Annotated in this window: 15 protein-coding genes; all 15 read left to right on the plus strand. The window is 68.4% G+C overall.

Annotated features, from left to right (window positions below; translation table 11 throughout):
- The first annotated feature begins 82 nt into the window (after positions 1-82).
- The 15 genes from tsf to tilS all read left to right on the plus strand — a co-directional run bounded on the left by tsf (position 83) and on the right by tilS (position 17,979).
- Entirely contained in the window at positions 83-952 is an 870-nt protein-coding gene (gene tsf / locus ACJMKX_RS00805; protein ID WP_405220044.1) for a translation elongation factor Ts, read from the plus strand.
- Positions 953-1,094: 142 nt separating this feature from the next.
- Positions 1,095-1,844 (plus strand): UMP kinase, encoded by a 750-nt coding sequence (pyrH, locus tag ACJMKX_RS00810; RefSeq protein WP_405220046.1) that lies wholly within the window; start codon positions 1,095-1,097, stop codon positions 1,842-1,844.
- Between the two features lie 19 nt (positions 1,845-1,863).
- The gene (frr, locus tag ACJMKX_RS00815; RefSeq protein ID WP_405220048.1) at positions 1,864-2,421 is read left to right on the plus strand and encodes a ribosome recycling factor; all 558 of its coding nucleotides are present in this window, start codon (positions 1,864-1,866) and stop codon (positions 2,419-2,421) included.
- A 28-nt stretch (positions 2,422-2,449) separates the two neighbouring features.
- Complete coding sequence (uppS, locus tag ACJMKX_RS00820) at positions 2,450-3,196, plus strand: polyprenyl diphosphate synthase (RefSeq protein WP_405220050.1); 747 nt, start codon at positions 2,450-2,452, stop codon at positions 3,194-3,196.
- The gene (locus ACJMKX_RS00825; RefSeq protein WP_405220052.1) at positions 3,193-3,993 is read left to right on the plus strand and encodes a phosphatidate cytidylyltransferase; all 801 of its coding nucleotides are present in this window, start codon (positions 3,193-3,195) and stop codon (positions 3,991-3,993) included. Before uppS ends, ACJMKX_RS00825 begins: the two co-directional genes overlap by 4 nt.
- A gap of 145 nt (positions 3,994-4,138) precedes the next feature.
- Entirely contained in the window at positions 4,139-5,497 is a 1,359-nt protein-coding gene (rseP, locus tag ACJMKX_RS00830; protein ID WP_405220054.1) for an RIP metalloprotease RseP, read from the plus strand.
- An 11-nt stretch (positions 5,498-5,508) separates the two neighbouring features.
- Positions 5,509-7,941 (plus strand): outer membrane protein assembly factor BamA, encoded by a 2,433-nt coding sequence (gene bamA / locus ACJMKX_RS00835; RefSeq protein ID WP_405220056.1) that lies wholly within the window; start codon positions 5,509-5,511, stop codon positions 7,939-7,941.
- Positions 7,942-7,967: 26 nt separating this feature from the next.
- The gene (locus tag ACJMKX_RS00840) at positions 7,968-8,525 is read left to right on the plus strand and encodes an OmpH family outer membrane protein (RefSeq protein WP_405220058.1); all 558 of its coding nucleotides are present in this window, start codon (positions 7,968-7,970) and stop codon (positions 8,523-8,525) included.
- Positions 8,526-8,559: 34 nt separating this feature from the next.
- Positions 8,560-9,606: a UDP-3-O-(3-hydroxymyristoyl)glucosamine N-acyltransferase gene (lpxD, locus tag ACJMKX_RS00845; protein WP_405220060.1), complete on the plus strand. Its 1,047-nt coding sequence runs from the start codon at positions 8,560-8,562 to the stop codon at positions 9,604-9,606.
- A 28-nt stretch (positions 9,607-9,634) separates the two neighbouring features.
- Positions 9,635-10,045, plus strand: coding sequence for a 3-hydroxyacyl-ACP dehydratase FabZ (gene fabZ, locus ACJMKX_RS00850; RefSeq protein ID WP_405220744.1), 411 nt, complete (start codon positions 9,635-9,637; stop codon positions 10,043-10,045).
- A gap of 11 nt (positions 10,046-10,056) precedes the next feature.
- Positions 10,057-10,830: an acyl-ACP--UDP-N-acetylglucosamine O-acyltransferase gene (gene lpxA, locus ACJMKX_RS00855; protein ID WP_405220746.1), complete on the plus strand. Its 774-nt coding sequence runs from the start codon at positions 10,057-10,059 to the stop codon at positions 10,828-10,830.
- Positions 10,831-10,837: 7 nt separating this feature from the next.
- A complete protein-coding gene (gene lpxB / locus ACJMKX_RS00860) occupies positions 10,838-12,034 on the plus strand; it encodes a lipid-A-disaccharide synthase (RefSeq protein WP_405220062.1) in 1,197 nt (398 codons plus the stop codon).
- Positions 12,031-15,585 carry a DNA polymerase III subunit alpha gene (dnaE, locus tag ACJMKX_RS00865; protein WP_405220064.1) on the plus strand — a complete coding sequence of 1,185 codons (3,555 nt, stop codon included), beginning with the start codon at positions 12,031-12,033 and terminating at the stop codon, positions 15,583-15,585. Before lpxB ends, dnaE begins: the two co-directional genes overlap by 4 nt.
- 65 nt (positions 15,586-15,650) lie before the next feature.
- The gene (locus tag ACJMKX_RS00870; RefSeq protein ID WP_405220066.1) at positions 15,651-16,610 is read left to right on the plus strand and encodes an acetyl-CoA carboxylase carboxyltransferase subunit alpha; all 960 of its coding nucleotides are present in this window, start codon (positions 15,651-15,653) and stop codon (positions 16,608-16,610) included.
- The gene (gene tilS / locus ACJMKX_RS00875; RefSeq protein WP_405220068.1) at positions 16,588-17,979 is read left to right on the plus strand and encodes a tRNA lysidine(34) synthetase TilS; all 1,392 of its coding nucleotides are present in this window, start codon (positions 16,588-16,590) and stop codon (positions 17,977-17,979) included. The genes ACJMKX_RS00870 and tilS overlap by 23 nt, the downstream gene beginning before the upstream one ends.
- Positions 17,980-18,042: the final 63 nt, after the last annotated feature.

Consider the following 18,042-nt stretch of genomic DNA (forward strand, 5'->3'; position numbering starts at 1 on the left):
GGCCGAGCGGGCGATTTGACTGAAGGATCATGGACGTGCCGCGTTGTCGCGGTCCCGTCCGCAAGGACTACGAGGTAGCGAGATGGCGGTAACTGCAGCGATGGTCAAGGAACTGCGCGAACGCACGGGCGCAGGCATGATGGAGTGCAAGAAGGCACTGGTGGAGACGGACGGCGATCTGGAGGCTGCGGTCGAGCAGCTGCGCAAGTCCGGCCAGGCCAAGGCGGACAAGAAGGCCGGCCGCGTGGCCGCCGACGGCAAGATAGTCATCGCGACCGGCGACGACGTCGTGGCCCTGGTCGAGGTGAATTCCGAGACCGACTTCGTGGCCAAGGACGAGAACTTCTCCGCCTTCGCCGACAAGGTAGCCGCGCTGGTGCTGGCCGGGCGTCCCGCCGGTCTCGACGAGCTGATGGCCGCCGAGCTGGGCGGCCAGAGCGTCGAGGAGGCCCGCAAGGCGCTGATTGCCAAGGTGGGCGAGAATATCGGCGTGCGCCGCTTCGAGGTGGTGCCGGCCGACGGCAACACCGGCGTCTACAGTCACGGTGCCCGCATCGGCTCCGTCGTCGTGCTCGACGGCGGCGATGCCGAACTGGCCCGGGATCTGGCCATGCACGTGGCCGCGTCCAATCCCGCCTGCATCAGCGAGGAGGACGTGGACCCCGAGCAGCTCGCCTCCGAGCGACGCATTCTGACCGAGCAGGCCCGGGACAGCGGCAAGCCGGCCGAGATCATCGAGAAGATGGTGGAGGGGCGGCTGCGCAAGTGGCTGTCGGAGATCACGCTGGTGGGCCAGCCCTTCGTGAAAGACCCGGACGTCACCGTCGGCAAGCTGCTGGACAAGGCGGGCGCCACCGTGAAGCGCTTCGTGCGCTACGAGGTGGGCGAGGGTATCGAGAAGAAGGAAGAGAACTTCGCCGAAGAGGTGATGGCCCAGATTCAGGGCAGCTGAGACCTGCGCCGGATTCCGCCGATGGCCTCGGCGCTGCCCGGTAGGATAGAATCGAGCGGCCCCGCTCGCGCGGGGCAGTTCTTATGGTACGCCTTGTCGTACGCCGGGTCAGGGGCCGCCTCCGCGGTGTCCGGTCCCGGCCATGCCCGGAGTCGCTCCGCCTATGTCTGAAGCCGAGCCAGGTCTGAAGCGCATCCTGCTGAAGCTGAGTGGTGAGGCGCTGCTGGGCAGCCTCGATTACGGCATCGATCCCGAGATCATCAAACGCATCGCCGGCGAGTTGCACGACGTGCGTGAGCTGGGCATCGAGGTGGGCGTGGTAATCGGCGGCGGCAACATCTTCCGCGGCGCGGGGCTGGCCCGGGCCGGCATGGACCGGGTCACCGGCGATCACATGGGCATGCTCGCCACGGTCATCAACGCGCTGGCGCTGCAGGACGCCCTGGAGCGTCTCGGCGTCTACGCCCGGGTGATGTCCGCGCTGAAGATCCACGAGGTCTGCGAGGACTATATCCGGCGCCGTGCCATCCGCCACCTGGAGAAGGGTCGCGTGGTCATCCTGGCGGCCGGTACCGGCAATCCCTTCTTCACGACCGATACTGCGGCGAGTCTGCGCGCGATCGAGGTCGGCGCGGACATACTGCTGAAGGCCACCAAGGTGGACGGCGTCTACAGCGCAGACCCGGTCACGGTTCCGGATGCCCGGCGCTACTCGACGGTATCTTTCGACCAGGTGCTGACCGACAAGCTGAATGTCATGGATGCCACGGCGATTGTCATGTGCCGTGACAACGGCCTGCCGCTCAGGATCTTCGACCTGACGCGGCCCGGCGCTCTTCTGCGGGTGGTGCGCGGCGAGGACGTCGGCACCCTCGTCACCAACCAGGGCTAACGACCAGCGGAGACACGGAGTGATAGAGGACATCAAGAAAGACGCGGCGGAGCGCATGAAAAAGAGTGTGGTGTCGCTGAAGCAGGAATTCACCAAGCTGCGTACCGGGCGCGCGCACACCAGCCTGCTGGACCACATCCACGTGGAGTACTATGGCGCGGACGTACCGCTTAACCAGGTGGCGAACGTGGGCGTGGAAGATTCGCGCACGCTGACGGTGGCGCCGTACGAGAAGCAGATGGTGCCGGTGGTGGAGAAGGCCATCATGAATTCCGACCTCGGCCTGAATCCGGCGACGGCCGGCACCGTCATCCGCGTGCCGCTGCCGGCGCTGACCGAGGAGCGGCGCAAGGACATGATCCGCATCGTTCGCCACGAGGCGGAGGGCGGCCGCGTCGCCATCCGCAACATCCGCCGCGATGCCATGCACGACCTCAAGGAGCTCCTGAAGGAGAAGGAGATCAGCGAGGACGACGAGCGTCGCGGGGAAGAGGCCATCCAGCAGCTCACCGACAAGTACGTGGCCGAAGTGGACGAGGAACTGGCCGAGAAAGAGAAGGAACTCCTCGAGTTCTGAGAGACGCCCGTCTCCCCATGGCCCGCCGATGAGCAACACTCCTGACAGCCCGACCGCGACCCTGCCGCGCCATGTGGCCGTCATCATGGACGGCAACGGGCGCTGGGCGCGACGCCGCGGGCTGCCGCGCCAGCTCGGCCACCGCTCGGGCATCGGGCCGGTGCGCACCACCGTCGAGACCTGCGGCAAGCTGGGCATCGAGTATCTCACCTTGTTCGCCTTCTCCAGCGAGAACTGGTCGCGGCCCCGCGAGGAGGTCACCGGGCTGATGCGACTGTTCGTCGAGTCACTGAAGCGCGAGGTGGCGGAACTGCACGAAAACCGCGTGAAACTGACCTTCGTCGGCGCGCGCGAGCGGCTGCCCGGCGGCCTGGTGCGACAGATGGAGGACGCCGAGCGCCGCACGGCCGACAATACCGGCCTGCGGCTGGTCATCGCCGCGGCCTACGGCGGGCGCTGGGACATCGGTCAGGCGGCGCGGTCGCTGGCTGCGGAGGTGGCGGAGGGCCGACGCAGCGTCGAATCCGTCGACGAGGAGGCGCTGGCCTCCCGGCTGGCACTGGCCGGCTGTCCGGACCCGGACCTGCTGATCCGCACCGGCGGCGAGCGGCGTATCTCGAATTTCCTGCTCTGGAACCTGGCCTACACCGAGCTGTACTTCAGCGACACGCTGTGGCCCGATTTCGACGCCGCGGAGTTCCACGAGGCACTCGCCTATTTCGCCCAGCGCAAGCGGCGCTACGGCCGTACCCAGGAACAGCTCGAGGTCGGATGATGCTGCGCCAGCGTGTCATCACCGCGGTGATCGCGGTCGTGCTGATCCTGCTCGCGCTGTTCGTATTTCCGCCGCCGTTGACTCTCGTGCTGCTCGGCGTGCTGATCGTCGCCGGCGGCTGGGAATGGTCGGCCTTCCTGGGTGCCGAGGGTGCCGCACGCGGCATTTTCCCCGCCGTACTGGCGGCAGCGATCGCCATGGTGTGGTGGGCGGTTCCGCAGTTCCTGCCGCTGCTGCCCGTGCTGCTGGCCTCGCTGGCCTTCTGGCTGGTGGCGGCCGTGCTGGTGGTGCGCTATCCCATCCGCGTGCCGCGCTGGCTAATCTGGGTCGGCGGGCTCGCCACCCTGGTGCCCGCTTATCTGGCACTGGGGACGCTGTACATGGGCGAGCCGCGGGGAGCGCAGGTGGTGCTGTTCGTGCTCGCCGTCATCTGGTGTGCGGACATCGGTGCCTATTTCGCCGGTCGGCGCTTCGGCCGGGTGAAGCTCGCGCCGAAGGTCAGTCCCGGCAAGACCTGGGAAGGGGTGTTCGGCGGGCTGGCCGCCGCCACGCTGGTCTGCCTCGCCGGCGCCTGGTGGTTCGGCATCTCGCTGGCTATCCTGCTGCCGCTGTCGCTGGCGGCCACGCTGCTTTCGATCATCGGCGATCTGACCGTGAGCCTGTTCAAGCGCAGCGCCGGCGTGAAGGACAGCGGCCACCTGTTCCCCGGTCACGGCGGCGTACTGGACCGGGTGGACAGCCTGGCAGCCGCCTCGCCCCTGTTCCTGTTGATGCTGAGACTGCTCGGGCTGCCATGAGCCAGGTCAGGGGCAGCACCTGCGCCTGGCAACCGGCGGGGAACCCCCGCCACGCCGGCGCTGTCTGTCTGTGTGGGTGGGACGGCGTCCGCAGGCGCGGGGTCATCCTTTATACTGGCGGACTTTGCGCGCGGGGAACCGGTCTTTGGGCACCATACTGACATCGCTCGTGGCCTTCATCGTGGCGATCAGCCTGCTGATCGCCATCCACGAGTACGGCCATTACATCGTCGCGCGGCTCTTCGGCATCAAGGTGCTGCGCTACTCCATCGGCTTCGGCAAGCCGTTGTGGAGCATACGGCGCGGCGCGGATGACACCGAGTACTGCATCTCCGCGCTGCCGCTTGGCGGCTATGTCAAATTGCTGGACGGCCGTGAGACCGAGATCGCCCCGGAGGACCAGGGCCGCGCCTTCGACCAGAAGCCGGTGCCCCAGCGCATCGCCGTCCTGTTCGCCGGACCTGCCTTCAATTTCCTGTTTGCCATCGCCGCCTACTGGATACTGTTCGTCCAGGGCGTCGCCGTGATGGCGCCGGTGGTCGGCGAGGTGGAGCCCGACTCCTACGCTGCCGAGGCGGGTCTTGCCTACGAAGACCGGATCCTGCAGGTCGGCGGCAAGGAGGTATCCGGCTGGGAGGACACGCTGATCACGCTGCTGGGCGACATGGTCGACGACGGCCGCGTGCCGCTTACGGTGGAGCGCGCGGACGGCTCGACCGAGCGGCTGACCATCGACGTGGGCCGGGATGCGGCGCGGCTGACGGAGCCGGGGGTGCTGTTCGACGGACTCGGGTTCCGCCCCTGGTCGCCGCCGGTGGTCGTGGGCGAGGTCAACCCGGACAGTGCCGCCGAGACAGCCGGGCTCGAATCGGGAGATCGGATCGAGGCGGTCGACGGTGAGCCGGTGGTGAGCTGGCGGGAGCTGACCGACGCCCTGTCGCCACGGCCGGGGGAGACGGTGGCCATCACTTATCGCCGCGACGGTGACACGCGCACGGTGGAGACCACGCTGGGCGAGATGGAGAGCGACGGCGAGCGCCGCGGCATCCTCGGCATCAGCAATCGTATCGAGCCCTCCGAGCGGCGCATCAGCATCCAGGAGTACGGGCCGCTCGAGGCCGTGGCCGAGGCCACCGGCAAGATGGTGGACACCACGGTGTTCACCGTCCGCATGCTGTTCCGCATGGTGGTCGGCGACGTTTCTCTGAAGAACATCAGCGGACCGGTGAACATCGCCCAGTACGCCGGCTCGTCCGCCAGCGCCGGCAGCGAATACTTCATCGGCTTCCTGGCCGTGGTCAGCATCAGCCTTGGCGTGCTGAACCTGCTGCCGATCCCCATGCTGGACGGCGGCCAGATCGTCTACCAGACGGTAGAGTGGGTGAAGGGCACCCCGTTGTCCGAACGGGCACAGATGATCGGCCAGCAGGTTGGAATACTCGCGCTAATCGCTATCATGGGCCTCGCTTTCTACAACGACCTAACGCGTATCTTCGCGCCATAAGGAATCACGGTTTGTTCTCGTCCGATCGGCATTCGACTCCGGATCGCGCCGCCCGCCCGCGGCTACGCGGCGGCTGGCTCTTTCTCGCGCTGGCCCTGCTGTCGACGGCAGCTGTGACGGCGAGGGCCGAGGAGTTCGTGGTGCGCGACATGCGGGTGGAAGGCCTGCAGCGCATCTCCGAGGGCACCGTGTTTAACTACCTGCCGATCAATCTCGGCGACATGCTGACGCCGCAGCGGGTGCGCGAGGCCATCCGCGCCCTGTACCGGCAGGGGCTGTTCGAGGACATCGCCTTCCGGCGCGACGGCGACACGCTGGTGATCGAGGTGGAGGAGCGGCCCTCCATCGCCGAGTTCACCATCGAGGGCAACAAGGACATCAAGACCGAGGACCTGATGGAGTCGCTGCGCGGCGTGGGGCTCGCACGTGGCAAGACCTTCGACCGCTCCGTGCTGGACGAGGTGACCCGCTTCCTGACCGAGCAGTACTACAGCCGCGGCAAGTACGGCGTCTCGGTCGTCGCGAATGTGGCGGACCGGCCCAACAACCAGGTGGCCATCTCCATCGACGTGAAGGAGGGCGAGCGCGCCCGTATCCGCCAGATCAACATCGTCGGCAACGAGGAATTCAGGGACGAGGAAATCCGCGACCAGTTCGAACTGCAGACGCCGAACTGGCTCTCGTTCATCCGTCAGGACGACCGCTACGCCAAGGAATCGCTGTCCGGCGACCTGGAGAGCCTGCGCTCGTTCTACATGGACCGGGGCTTCGCGGACTTCCAGGTGGAGTCCACCCAGGTGGCGATCAGCCCGGACAGGAAAGACATCTACATCACGATCAACGTGCGTGAGGGCGAGCGCTACGAGATCTCGAACATCAAGCTGGCGGGCGAGATGGTGGTGCCGCGGGAGGAGCTGGAGCGGCTGATCCTCGCGAGCCCCGGCGAGACCTTCAACCTGCAGCGGCTCACCCAGACCTCGGAGCTGATCTCCTTCCGCCTGGGCGCCGACGGCTATGCCCAGGCGGAGGTGGAGCCCGTGCCGGACCTGGACCGGGAGAACAAGCTCGCCGACGTCACGATCTACATCGAACCCAACAACCGGGTCTATGTCCGGCGCATCAACTTCAACGGCATCGACAGCGTGGCCGACGAGGTGCTGCGCCGGGAGATGCGCCAGATGGAGGGGGGCTATCTCTCCAACACCCTGGTGGACCGCTCGAAGGTCCGCCTGCAGCGACTGCCCTACATCGAAGAAGTGCAGGTCGATACCGCGCCCGTGCCCGGCACCCCGGACCTGGTGGATGTGAACTACGACCTGAAGTACGGCCTGCCGGGCCAGTTCGGCGGCGGCGTCGGCTACTCCGAAGCCCAGAAGCTGATCCTGAACGGCAACTTCGTGCACTCGAATTTCCTCGGCACCGGCAACCGGGTGGCCGCCGAGATCAACTCGGGGCGGTTCAGCACGGCCTACAGCATCTCGTACACGGATCCCTACCGGACCATCGACGGCGTCCGGCGCACGCTGTCCGTGGGCTACCGCGACATCACCCAGTTCACCTCGTCCGCGTCGGACTTCTCCACCGAGACGCTCACGGCCGGCATCGACTACGGCTACCCGATCACCGAGTATCAGACGCTGTCCTTCGGCCTGGCGCTGCAGGACGCCGAGCTCGTCGCCTCCAGTTTCAGCACCCGGCAGGCCCAGGAGTGGGTGCTGAACAACGGCAATCCGCGGGTGGAGGATCTCGGCAACGGCAGCGCCCTGTTCGTGACCGATTTCAAGACGGTGGAACTGGTAGCCGGCTGGACCTATGACAGCCGCAACCGGGCCATCTTCGCCGACCGGGGCACGCGCCAGCGCTTCATCGTCTCCGCCGCGGTGCCGGGCAGTGACGTCGAGTACTACACCGCGCGCTACGACCTGCTGAAGTACTTCCCGATCACGCGCAACTGGATCGTCTCCTTCGCCTCGGAGTTCGCCTTCGGCGAGGGCATCAACGAGACGACGGCGCTGCCGCCCTACAAGCAGTTCTACGCCGGCGGGCCGGGCTCGGTGCGCGGCTTCGCCGAGTCGGACCTGGGCCCGATCGACAGCTTCGGCAATCCCTACGGCGGCAACCTTTTGGTCACGAGCCAGCTTGAGCTTATAATTCCGGCGCCGGAGGCCCTTCGTGGCCGCACGCGCTTCAGCCTGTTCTATGACATCGGCAACGTATTCAACACGGGAGAGGTCGGCTTCACCGACAGGCTCGGCGACCCGATCACTTATGACTTCGAATCGGGCGAGTTGCGGCAGTCCGTCGGCATCGCTGCCGAGTGGCTGGCACCGCTGGGCCTCTTCCGCTTCAGTTATGCGTTGCCGCTGAACGAGGTCTCGGCCACCGATCGCCTCTTCGGTGATCGGGTCGAGCGCTTTCAGTTTTCGATCGGAAACGCATTTTGACACCTCTTTCAAGCATGGGAAACGGTATGAAATTCAAGACCCACCAAGGACCCCTGGGATTCTCCATCCTCGCACTGGCACTCCTCGCATTGGCGACGCCCCTGTCCCACGCCTGGGCGCAGTCCAGCCTCAAGATCGGGGTGGTCTCACTGCCGCGCCTCCTGAAGGAAGCGCCCCAGGCACAGGCATCCATGGCGGAGCTGCAGCAGGAGTTCGCGCCGAGAGAGCGCAGCATCCGTGCCAAGCAGGAGGAGTTCCAGAGCCGCAGCGAGCAGGTGCAGCGCGACCTCGCGGTGATGAGCGAGGAGGAGAGACGCGCGGCCGAGCGCGAGCTGCGGGAGTCCCAGCGTGACAGCCAGCGTCTGCTGGAGGAGTTCCGCGAGGATTACAACCTGCGCGTGAACGAGGAACTCGGCAAGCTGCAGCGCTCGCTGCTGAAGGAAGTGCAGGACTACGCCCGCGCGTCCGGCTACGATCTCATCGTCGGCGACGGCGTGCTGTATGCGAGCGACGTGGTGAACATCACCGACGAGATCCTGCGCAAGCTGCAGGCCAACTTCGACGCCGGCTCCGCTTCCGAGTAGGCGCGGCGGCCCGCACGGTGACGGGGCCGACGGCGTGAGCCTGTCGCTCGGCGAGATCGCTGCCCGGTTCGGCTGCGAACTGCACGGCGACCCGGACGTCGCCGTCGGCCGGGTGGCCACCCTGGCCAACGCCGGGCCGGACGCCGTCTCTTTTCTCGCCAACCCCGCCTATCGTTCCGCCCTGGCCGGCACGGCCGCGGGCGCCGTGCTGCTCGCCGCCGCTGAGGCCGACGGCTGCCCGGTGCCGGCACTGGTCTGCGCCGATCCCTACGTGACCTATGCCCGGGTGGCGTCGCTGCTGTATCCGCCGCGGCTGCCAGAGCCCGGCGTGAGCGGCTCGGCCACGGTGGATGATTCGGCCGTCGTAGCCGCTTCCGCCGCGGTGGGGCCGGGCGCGCGCATCGGCCCGGGCGTCGTACTCGGCGAGCACGTGGCCGTCGGGCCCAACTCGGTCGTGGAAGCCGACTGCCGGCTGGGCGAAGGCACGCGACTGCTTGCCAGCGTTACGCTCTGCCACGGGGTGCGCCTCGGCGCCCGCTGCCTGATCCACCCGGGAGCGGTAATCGGTGCCGACGGTTTCGGTATCGCCCGCGCGCCGGAGGGCTGGATCAAGGTGCCCCAGGTGGGTTCGGTCACCATCGGCGACGATGTGGAGATCGGCGCCAACAGCTGCGTGGACCGGGGTGCCATCGAGGACACCGTGATCGGCGACGGCGTCAGGATCGATAACCTGGTGCAGATAGCGCACAATGTTCGCATCGGCGAACACTCCGCTCTGGCCGCGATGGTGGGCATCGCCGGCAGCACGGAAGTCGGCAAGCGCTGCCTGTTCGGGGGGGCCTCCGGCGCGGTAGGGCACGTGAAAATCGCCGACGACGTAATCCTTGGCGGCCGTTGCATGGTCACCAGCGACATCCGCGAGCCCGGCATGTACGGCAGCGCGATGCCGCACCAGGAGATCGGCACATACCGCAGGAACGTGGCCCGCTTCCGCCAGCTCGACCGTATGGCGCGCAGGCTCAAGCAGTTAGAGAAGGCGCTCGGCATTGGAAAAGGCATTGGAAGAAAAGGATCCGACTGAGTTCTCGCGGATCGATATCCGCGGCATCATGGAGCTGCTGCCCCACCGTTATCCGTTTCTCCTGGTAGACAGGGTGCTGGAGAACGACAAAGGCAAGCGGCTCGTGGCGGTGAAGAACGTCACCATCAACGAGGAGTTCTTCGAAGGCCACTTCCAGGGCCGGCCGGTCATGCCGGGCGTGCTGATCATCGAGGCGCTGGCGCAGGCCACCGGGCTGCTGACGTTCACCTCCTTCGATTCCCCGGACTCCGGCAACGTGTATTTTCTGGTGGGCATCGACAAGGCCCGCTTCCGCCGGCCGGTGGTGCCCGGGGATCAGCTACGCCTGGAAGTGAGCCTGACGCGGCGCATCCGCAACGTGGTGCGCTTCCGTGGCACCGCCACCGTGGACGGGGAGACCGCGGCCGAGGTGGAGCTGATGTGCGCACCGGGGCGCTGACGGACCAGGGGATGGGCATCCACGAGACCGCCATCATCGATCCGTCGGTCCGCATCGACGACGACGTGGAGATCGGACCGTACAGCATCGTCGGTCCGGACGTGGAGATCGGCGCGGGTACGCACATCGGTCCGCACGTGGTCATCCGCGGCCCCACCCGTATCGGCCGGGACAACCGTATCTTTCAGTTCGCCTCGCTGGGCGACGATCCCCAGGACAAGAAATACGCGGGCGAGGACACGCGGCTCGAGATCGGCGACCGCAACACCATCCGCGAGTATTGCAGCATCAACCGGGGCACGGCCCAGGACGTCGGTGTGACGCGCATCGGTGACGACAACTGGCTGATGGCCTACGTCCACATCGCCCACGACTGCCAGGTGGGCAGCAACGTGATCATGGCCAACAACGCCACGCTGGCCGGTCACGTGCAGGTGGGCGACTGGGCCATCTTCGCCGGCTTCTCCGGCGCCCATCAGTTCTGCCGCGTCGGCGCCCACTGCTTCCTCGGCATGTACGCCGGCGTCTCCAAGGACGTGCCGGCCTACGTCATGGTGATGGGCCAGCCGGGCGAGCCCCGCGGCATCAACGCCGAAGGACTGAAGCGCAGGGGATTCACGAAGGAGCAGATCCGCAACATCCGCGAGGCCTATCGCATCCTCTACCGCAGCGGGCAGAAACTCGCCGAGGCGCTGGAGACGCTCAGCACGCTGGCCGCGGAACAGCCGGAACTCCTGCCCATGGTGGAGTCCATCCGCTCCTCGGAGCGGAGCATCATCCGCTGATCGGGGCGTGGCGCGCGAGTCAGGCAGCCCGCTCATCGCCGTCGTCGCCGGCGAGGCTTCGGGGGATCGGCTCGGCGCCGGACTGATCGCCGCCATCCGCGAACGCTGCCCCGACGCCCGCTTCGAGGGCGTGGCCGGGCCGGCCATGCGCGAGGCCGGCTGCGAGGTACTGTTCGACACGGACGCGCTGGCGGTGATGGGCATCGCCGAGGTCCTCGGCCATCTGCCCCGCCTGTTCTCCATCCGCCGCTCGCTGGTGCGCCGCTGGTCCGCCGCACCTCCGGATCTGCTGGTGGGCATCGACGCGCCGGATTTCAATCTGGGACTGGAGAAGAAGCTCCGCCGCCGCGGGGTCATCACCGTGCAGTACGTCAGCCCCTCGGTCTGGGCCTGGCGGCCACGGCGGCTGAAGAAGATCCGCAAGGCCTGCGACCGGGTCCTCTGCCTGCTGCCGTTCGAGAAGCGCTTCTATGACGAACGCGGCCTGGATGCCGTGTTCGTCGGCCATCCCCGGGCCGAGACCATTCCGCGGCAGCCGGATGCCGCCGCCGCCCGCCGCGAGCTCGGGCTGACGAATGGCGGGGGCAATGGCGAAGGCCGCGGCGAGGTGGTGGCGCTGCTGCCGGGCAGCCGCGCCGGCGAGGTGGGGCGGCTGGCGCCGCACTTCATCCGTACGGCGCAATGGCTGGCCCGCCGGCGGCCGGGCATCCGCTTCGTGGCCGCGCTGGCCGGCGCCGGCGCCCGCTCGGCGTTCGAGGCGGCACTGGCGGAGGTGGCGCCCGACCTGCCCGTGACGCTCTGCGACAGCGGCGTGGACCTGCCGCTGGCCGCCTGCGACGCCGCCCTCGTGACCTCGGGGACGGCTACCCTGGAAGCGGCGCTGTACGGCCGCCCGATGGTGGTGGCCTACCGGCTGTCGCCGACCACGCTGGCACTGGTGCGGTCGCTGAATCTCATCCGGGTGGAGAATTTCGCGCTGCCTAACCTGCTGGCGGGGCGCACGCTGGTGCCCGAATTCCTGCAGGAAGAGGCCGTGGCGGAGCGCATGGGACCGGCGCTGGCGGCCTGGCTGGACGATCCGGAGCGCCGCACCGTGGCCGAACGCGAGTTTGCTAGAATCCACGCAGAACTCGCCCGGGGAGCCGACGGCCTGGCAGCGCAGGCGGTGCTGGAGATGTTGCCGGGCGCGGGGTGTGGCCAGTGAAACCGTTCGTCCATCTGCATCTGCATACCGAGTATTCGCTGGTGGACAGCGTCGTGCGGATCGCGCCGCTGATGTCCGCCGTCGCCGACCACGGCATGCCGGCGGTCGCACTCACCGACCAGAGCAACCTGTTCGCGCTGGTGAAGTTCTACCGGAGCGCGCTCGCCCGGGGCGTCAAGCCGCTGATCGGTCTGGACCTGCTGCTCGCCGACGAGGACGATCCGCAGCGCCCGAGCCACCTGGTGCTGCTGTGCCAGAACCGGGCCGGCTACCGCAACCTGACGCGCCTGGTGACGCGTACCTACCTGGAGGGTCAGTACCGGGGCGTGCCCATGGCCCGGCGCGAGTGGCTGGATACGGACACGACCGCCGGTCTGATCGCGCTTTCCGGCGGCATCCAGGGCGACATCGGCCGCGCCGTGATCTCGGGCCGCGAGGACCTGGTGGCCGAGCGCAGCGAGCACTGGGCGCGGCTGTTCCCGGATCGTTTCTACCTGGAAGTGACGCGCACCGGGCGGCCGGGCGAGGACGCCTGCCTGGCGGAGGCCGTGCGCCTGGGTGACCGCCTCGGACTGCCGCTGGTGGCCACCAATGACGTGCGTTTCCTCGCCGCGGACGACTACGATGCCCACGAGGCCCGCGTTTGCATACACCAGGGCCGCACCCTGGAAGACGGCGACCGTCCCCAGGACTACAGCGACCGCCAGTACCTGCGCAGCGCGGAGGAGATGGCGGAACTGTTCGCCGACCTGCCCGAGGCGCTCGCCAACAGCGTGCAGATCGCGCGGCGCTGCAACGTGGAGATGCGCCTGGGCGAGAGTTTCCTGCCGGAGTTCCCGGTGCCGGCGGGTCGGACCACGGATGAGCACCTGCGCCTGGAGGCGGCCGCGCGGCTGGAGGAGAAGCTGGCTGCAGGCGCGCTGCGGGGCGGCAGCCGGGCCGACTACGAGGCGCGGCTCGAGCGCGAACTGGAAGTCATCTGCAGCATGGGCTTCCCGGGCTACTTCCTGATCGTGGCGGACTTCATCCGCTGGGCGCGGGAGAACGGCGTGCCGGTCGGGCCCGGCCGGGGCTCCGGGGCCGGTTCACTGGTGGCCTGGGTGCTCGGCATCACCGACCTGGACCCGCTGGAACACGATCTGCTGTTCGAGCGCTTCCTGAACCCGGAACGGGTCTCCATGCCTGACTTCGACGTGGACTTCTGCATGGAGGGCCGCGACCGGGTCATCGACTACGTGGCCGAGCGCTACGGCCGCGATCAGGTCTCCCAGATCATCACCTACGGCACCATGGCCGCGAAGGCCGTCGTGCGTGACGCCGGCCGGGTGCTCGGTCATCCCTACGGTTTCGTGGACCGCATCGCCAAACTGATCCCGTTCGAGCTCGGCATCACACTGGACAAGGCGCTGGAGCAGGAACCGGAACTGGCCCAGCTCCATCGCGACGACGAGGAGGTGCGCGGGGTCATCGATCTGGCGCGCAAACTCGAGGGCCTGGTGCGCAACGCCGGCAAGCACGCCGGCGGCGTGGTGATCGCCCCCACCACACTCACCGACTTCGCCCCGCTGTACTGCGAGGAGGGCGGACACAACGTCGTCACCCAGTTCGACAAGGACGACGTAGAGGCGGCGGGTCTGGTCAAGTTCGACTTCCTCGGGCTGCGCACCCTGACCGTGATCGACCGCGCCGTGGATAACGTGAATGCTGAACGGCGGCGCGTGGGCGAGCCGCCTGTGGACATCGGCGAGATGGCGATGGACGACGCGCAGACCTTCGAGCTGCTGCGCGCCTGCCGCACCACCGCCGTGTTCCAGCTCGAATCCCGCGGCATGAAGGACCTCATAAAGCGCCTGCAGCCGGACTCCTTCGAGGATCTCGTGGCGCTGGTGGCGCTGTTCCGGCCGGGGCCCCTGCAGTCGGGCATGGTGGACGACTTCATCGCGCGCAAGCACGGCGATCAGAATGCGGTGATCGACTACCTGCACCCGGACCTGGAGGCGGTGCTGAAGCCCACCTACGGGGTGATCCTGTACCAGGAGCAGGTCATGCAGATCGCCCAGGTGCTGGCCGGCTATACGCTGGGCGGCGCCGACCTGCTGCGCCGCGCCATGGGCAAGAAGAAGCCCGAGGAAATGGCCAAGCAGCGGGAGGTGTTCGTCAGCGGCGCGGAGGCCCGCGGCGTCGAGACCGCCACGGCCACCCACATCTTCGACCTGATGGAGAAGTTCGCGGGCTACGGCTTCAACAAGAGCCACTCCGCCGCCTACGCGGTGCTGTCCTACCAGACGGCGTGGCTGAAGGCCCATTATCCGGCGGCCTTCATGGCCGCCGTGATGTCCACGGACATGGACCACACCGACAAGCTCGTCTCGCTGAAGGACGACTGCCGTGAGCTGGGCATCGAGATCGAGCCGCCGGACGTGAACCGCTCGGAATTCGCCTTCGGCGTCTCCCGCGGCGAAGCCATCCGCTACGGCCTGGGCGCCATCAAGGGCGTCGGCCGCGGCGCGGTGGAGTCCATCGTCGCGGAGCGCGAGGCGAACGGCCCATACCGGGATCTGATGGAGTTCTGCCGCCGGGCGGATCTGGAACGGGTGAACCGGCGCACGCTGGAGGCGCTGGTCAAGTCGGGCGCCCTGGACGTCATCGGTGCCAATCGCCGCACGCTGATGACCCAGCTGCCGGAGGCGGTGAAGAGCGCCGAGCAGCAGGCGCGCGCGTCGGCCGCTGGCCAGGACGACCTGTTCGGGCTGCCGACGGCCGCGCCGCCGCGGCCGACGCCGCAGGCGAGCCCGCAGCTCGCGGAGTGGAACGAGCAGGAACGACTGGCGGCGGAGAAAGAGAGCCTGGGCCTGTATCTCACCGGCCACCCCTTCCACTCGGTCGCCGGCGACGCCCGCCATTTCACCTCCGGCACCCTGCGCGACATCGCCTCCGCCCGGCCGCCCAGCACGGACAACGGCGAGCGGGACTATTCCCAGTCCCGCCGGGAAGTCGTCGTGGCCGGCCTGATCATCGATATCCGCAAGCGTGGCAACCGGGTCACGGTCGTGCTGGACGACGACACCGGCCGCATCGAGACGAGCCTGTTCTCCGAGGCCTTCATGGAGAACCGGCACCTGCTGGTGAAGGACCACATCATCGTGGTCGAGGGTCGCATGCGCTACGACGAGTTCATCGACGGCTGGACCGTGGTGGCGAAGACCGTGCGCGACATCGACCGGGTGATCGAGGAGCGGGCCCGGCATCTGGTGCTCTCGCTGGACGTGAACGGCAGCGGTCGGGAGGTGCTGAACAGCCTGCACGAGATTCTGCTCCCCTATCGTAACGGGCCGGGCAACGGGCCTGCCGGCGGTCCGGGCGACGGCCAGGGCAACCGGGCGCGCTGCGACGTGGCGGTGCAGTACGTCGGCAGCGACGCCACCGTGCGGCTGAATCTGGGAGAAGACTGGTGCATCCGCCCGACCCGGGACCTCAGGGACAAGCTCGAGGATCTGCTCGGACGCGGCGGCGTGCGGCTGGTCTACGCCGCGGATCAGCCGTCTTTGTAGTACGCTTGTCGTTCGCGTGACAGGCAGGTCGTAGGCGGGGGAGGGCGCCGGCACCGGATATGGCGATGGATCTCAAGTTTCTGGATTTCGAACAGCCGATCGCCGAGCTGGAGGCGAAGATCGACGAGCTGCGCTTCGTCGGCGACGACTCCGAGGTGAACATCGGTGAGGAGATCGGGCGGCTGAAGTCGAAGAGCGAGGCGCTCACCCGCAGCATATTCTCCGACCTCAGTGCCTGGCAGATCGCCCAGCTCGCCCGCCACCCCATGCGGCCGCACACCCTGGACTACCTGCCGCTCGTCTTCGACGACTTCCGGGAGTTGCACGGCGACCGCATGTACGCGGACGATCATGCCATCGTGGGCGGGCTCGCACGGCTGGAGGGGCGGGCGGTCATGGTGATCGGCCACCAGAAGGGCCGGGATACCAAGGAGCGCGTACGGCGCAATTACGGCATGCCGAAGCCGGAGGGCTACCGCAAGGCGCAGCGCCTGATGCAGCTGGCCGAGAAGTTCTCGCTGCCGGTGATCACGCTGATCGACACGCCGGGGGCCTACCCGGGGGTCGGCGCGGAGGAGCGCGGACAGAGCGAGGCGATCGCGCGCAGCCTGTTCGTGATGGCGGAACTGGAGACGCCCATCATCTCGGTGGTCATCGGCGAAGGCGGATCCGGCGGCGCGCTCGCCATCGGCGTGGGCGACCGGCTGCTGATGCTGCAGTACGCCGTCTACAGCGTGATCTCCCCGGAAGGCTGCGCCTCTATCCTGTGGAAGAGCGCCGAGAAAGCCAGGGAAGCCGCCGAGGCGATGCGCATCACGGCGAAGAGCCTGCACCAGTACAAGCTGATCGACGAGATCATCCCCGAACCCCTCGGCGGCGCCCATCGCGATCCCCACGCCGCCGCGGAGACCCTGAAGAACGCGCTCCTCAGACACCTGGACGAGCTGGAGGCGGGCGACATCGGCCAGGTGCTGGAGAAGCGCCGCCAGCGGCTGGCATCCTTTGGCGAGTTCCGGGACGGCTGAGCCGCCGGCATTCGGTCCCGGCGCGCTCGAGGACACGCTGCGCGGCCTGCTCGGCCGGTCGTCCGACGGACCGCCCGAGGCACCGCACGACGAGCCGCTGCCCCCTCTGGCCGTCGCCTTCAGCGGCGGCGCGGATTCGACGGCGCTGCTGCATGCCGCCGTTTCGCTGCCGGCCGGCCGGGTGCGGGGGCTGCACGTCGACCACGGACTGCAGGCGGAATCGGCCGCCTGGGCCGCGCATTGCCAGCGCGCGGCCGCCGCGCTGGGCGTGGAATGCCGGGTGTTACGGGCCGACATCACCCGCCAGGCCATCGATGCGGAAGGGGTCGAGGGCGCCGCGCGCCAGGCGCGCTATCGTCTGCTGGCGGCAGCGCTGAAGCCCGGGGAGTGCCTGCTGACGGCCCAGCACCGACAGGACCAGCTCGAGACCGTACTGCTGCAGCTCGTGCGGGGTGCCGGCCTGCCCGGCCTGGCCGCCATGCCGGCGGTCATCGCCCCGTTCGGCGACGGCCGGCTGCTGCGCCCCCTGCTGGACCGGGCTCGGGACGAGCTCTGCGACTACCTTCGCGCCCGCGGCATCGACTGGCTGGAGGATCCCGCCAACACCGATCCGCGCTTCGATCGCAGTTTCCTGCGCCGGGAGATCGTGCCCCGGCTGCTCACCCGCTGGCCCGCGGCAGACCGCAATGCGGCGCGCAGTGCACGCCATCTCGCGGAGGGGGCAGGGCTGCTGCGTCAACTGGCCTCCGCGGACCTCGACCGCTGCGATGCCGGCGAGGGACGGCTGGATGCCGGGCGGCTACGGCGGCTGCCGCGTGCGCGGCAGGGCAATGCGCTCAGGCACTGGCTGCGCAGCGACGGCTGCCGCGCCCCGGACGCTCGCCACCTGGATCGTCTGCTGGAGGAGGTGGTGGCCGGTACGGGCGAACAGCCGCGGCTGAGTCTGGGCGACGCTGAGGTCCGCCGTTACCGGGATCGCCTCTATCTGCTTCGCGGTGAGCCGCCCGCGCTGTCGGCCGGGCCGCTCGCGCTCGCTCCCGGCGAGACGCTGGAGCTGCCCGGCGGCCTCGGCCGGCTGGTGCTGCGGCCGGGCGCCCCGATCGGGCTGGATCCCGCGCTCGCCGTGCGCGGCTGCCAGGTACGCTTCCGCAGCGGCGGTGAGAGTCTGGCGCCGGCGGCCGATCGTCCCACGCGGCGGCTGAAGCAGTTGCTGCGGGAGGAGGGCGTCGTGCCGTGGATGCGCGGGCGGCTGCCGCTGGTCTACTGCGGCGAGGAACTGGTGGCCGTGGCCGACCTCTGGATGGCGGCGCAACGGCGCTGCGAAGGGGGCGTCGCCGTGGTCTGGGAGGGCCATCCGCCGCTGTATTGAGTGTCGTTGCGGCACTGTCGCGATTGTTTGCCCGGCCGGCTTCTGGTAGCTTTGAGTACCGTC

This window comes from Lentisalinibacter sediminis, from assembly GCF_040706615.1.
Lineage (GTDB): Bacteria > Pseudomonadota > Gammaproteobacteria > Steroidobacterales > Woeseiaceae > Lentisalinibacter > Lentisalinibacter sediminis.

Coding starts and splice junctions, on each gene's coding strand:
- tsf (WP_405220044.1), top strand. CDS start 83: ATGGCGGTAACTGCAGCGATGGTCAAGGAACTGCGCGAACGCACGGGC.
- pyrH (WP_405220046.1), top strand. CDS start 1,095: ATGCCCGGAGTCGCTCCGCCTATGTCTGAAGCCGAGCCAGGTCTGAAG.
- uppS (WP_405220050.1), top strand. CDS start 2,450: ATGAGCAACACTCCTGACAGCCCGACCGCGACCCTGCCGCGCCATGTG.
- ACJMKX_RS00825 (WP_405220052.1), top strand. CDS start 3,193: ATGATGCTGCGCCAGCGTGTCATCACCGCGGTGATCGCGGTCGTGCTG.
- ACJMKX_RS00840 (WP_405220058.1), top strand. CDS start 7,968: ATGAAATTCAAGACCCACCAAGGACCCCTGGGATTCTCCATCCTCGCA.
- fabZ (WP_405220744.1), top strand. CDS start 9,635: ATGGAGCTGCTGCCCCACCGTTATCCGTTTCTCCTGGTAGACAGGGTG.
- lpxA (WP_405220746.1), top strand. CDS start 10,057: ATGGGCATCCACGAGACCGCCATCATCGATCCGTCGGTCCGCATCGAC.
- ACJMKX_RS00870 (WP_405220066.1), top strand. CDS start 15,651: ATGGATCTCAAGTTTCTGGATTTCGAACAGCCGATCGCCGAGCTGGAG.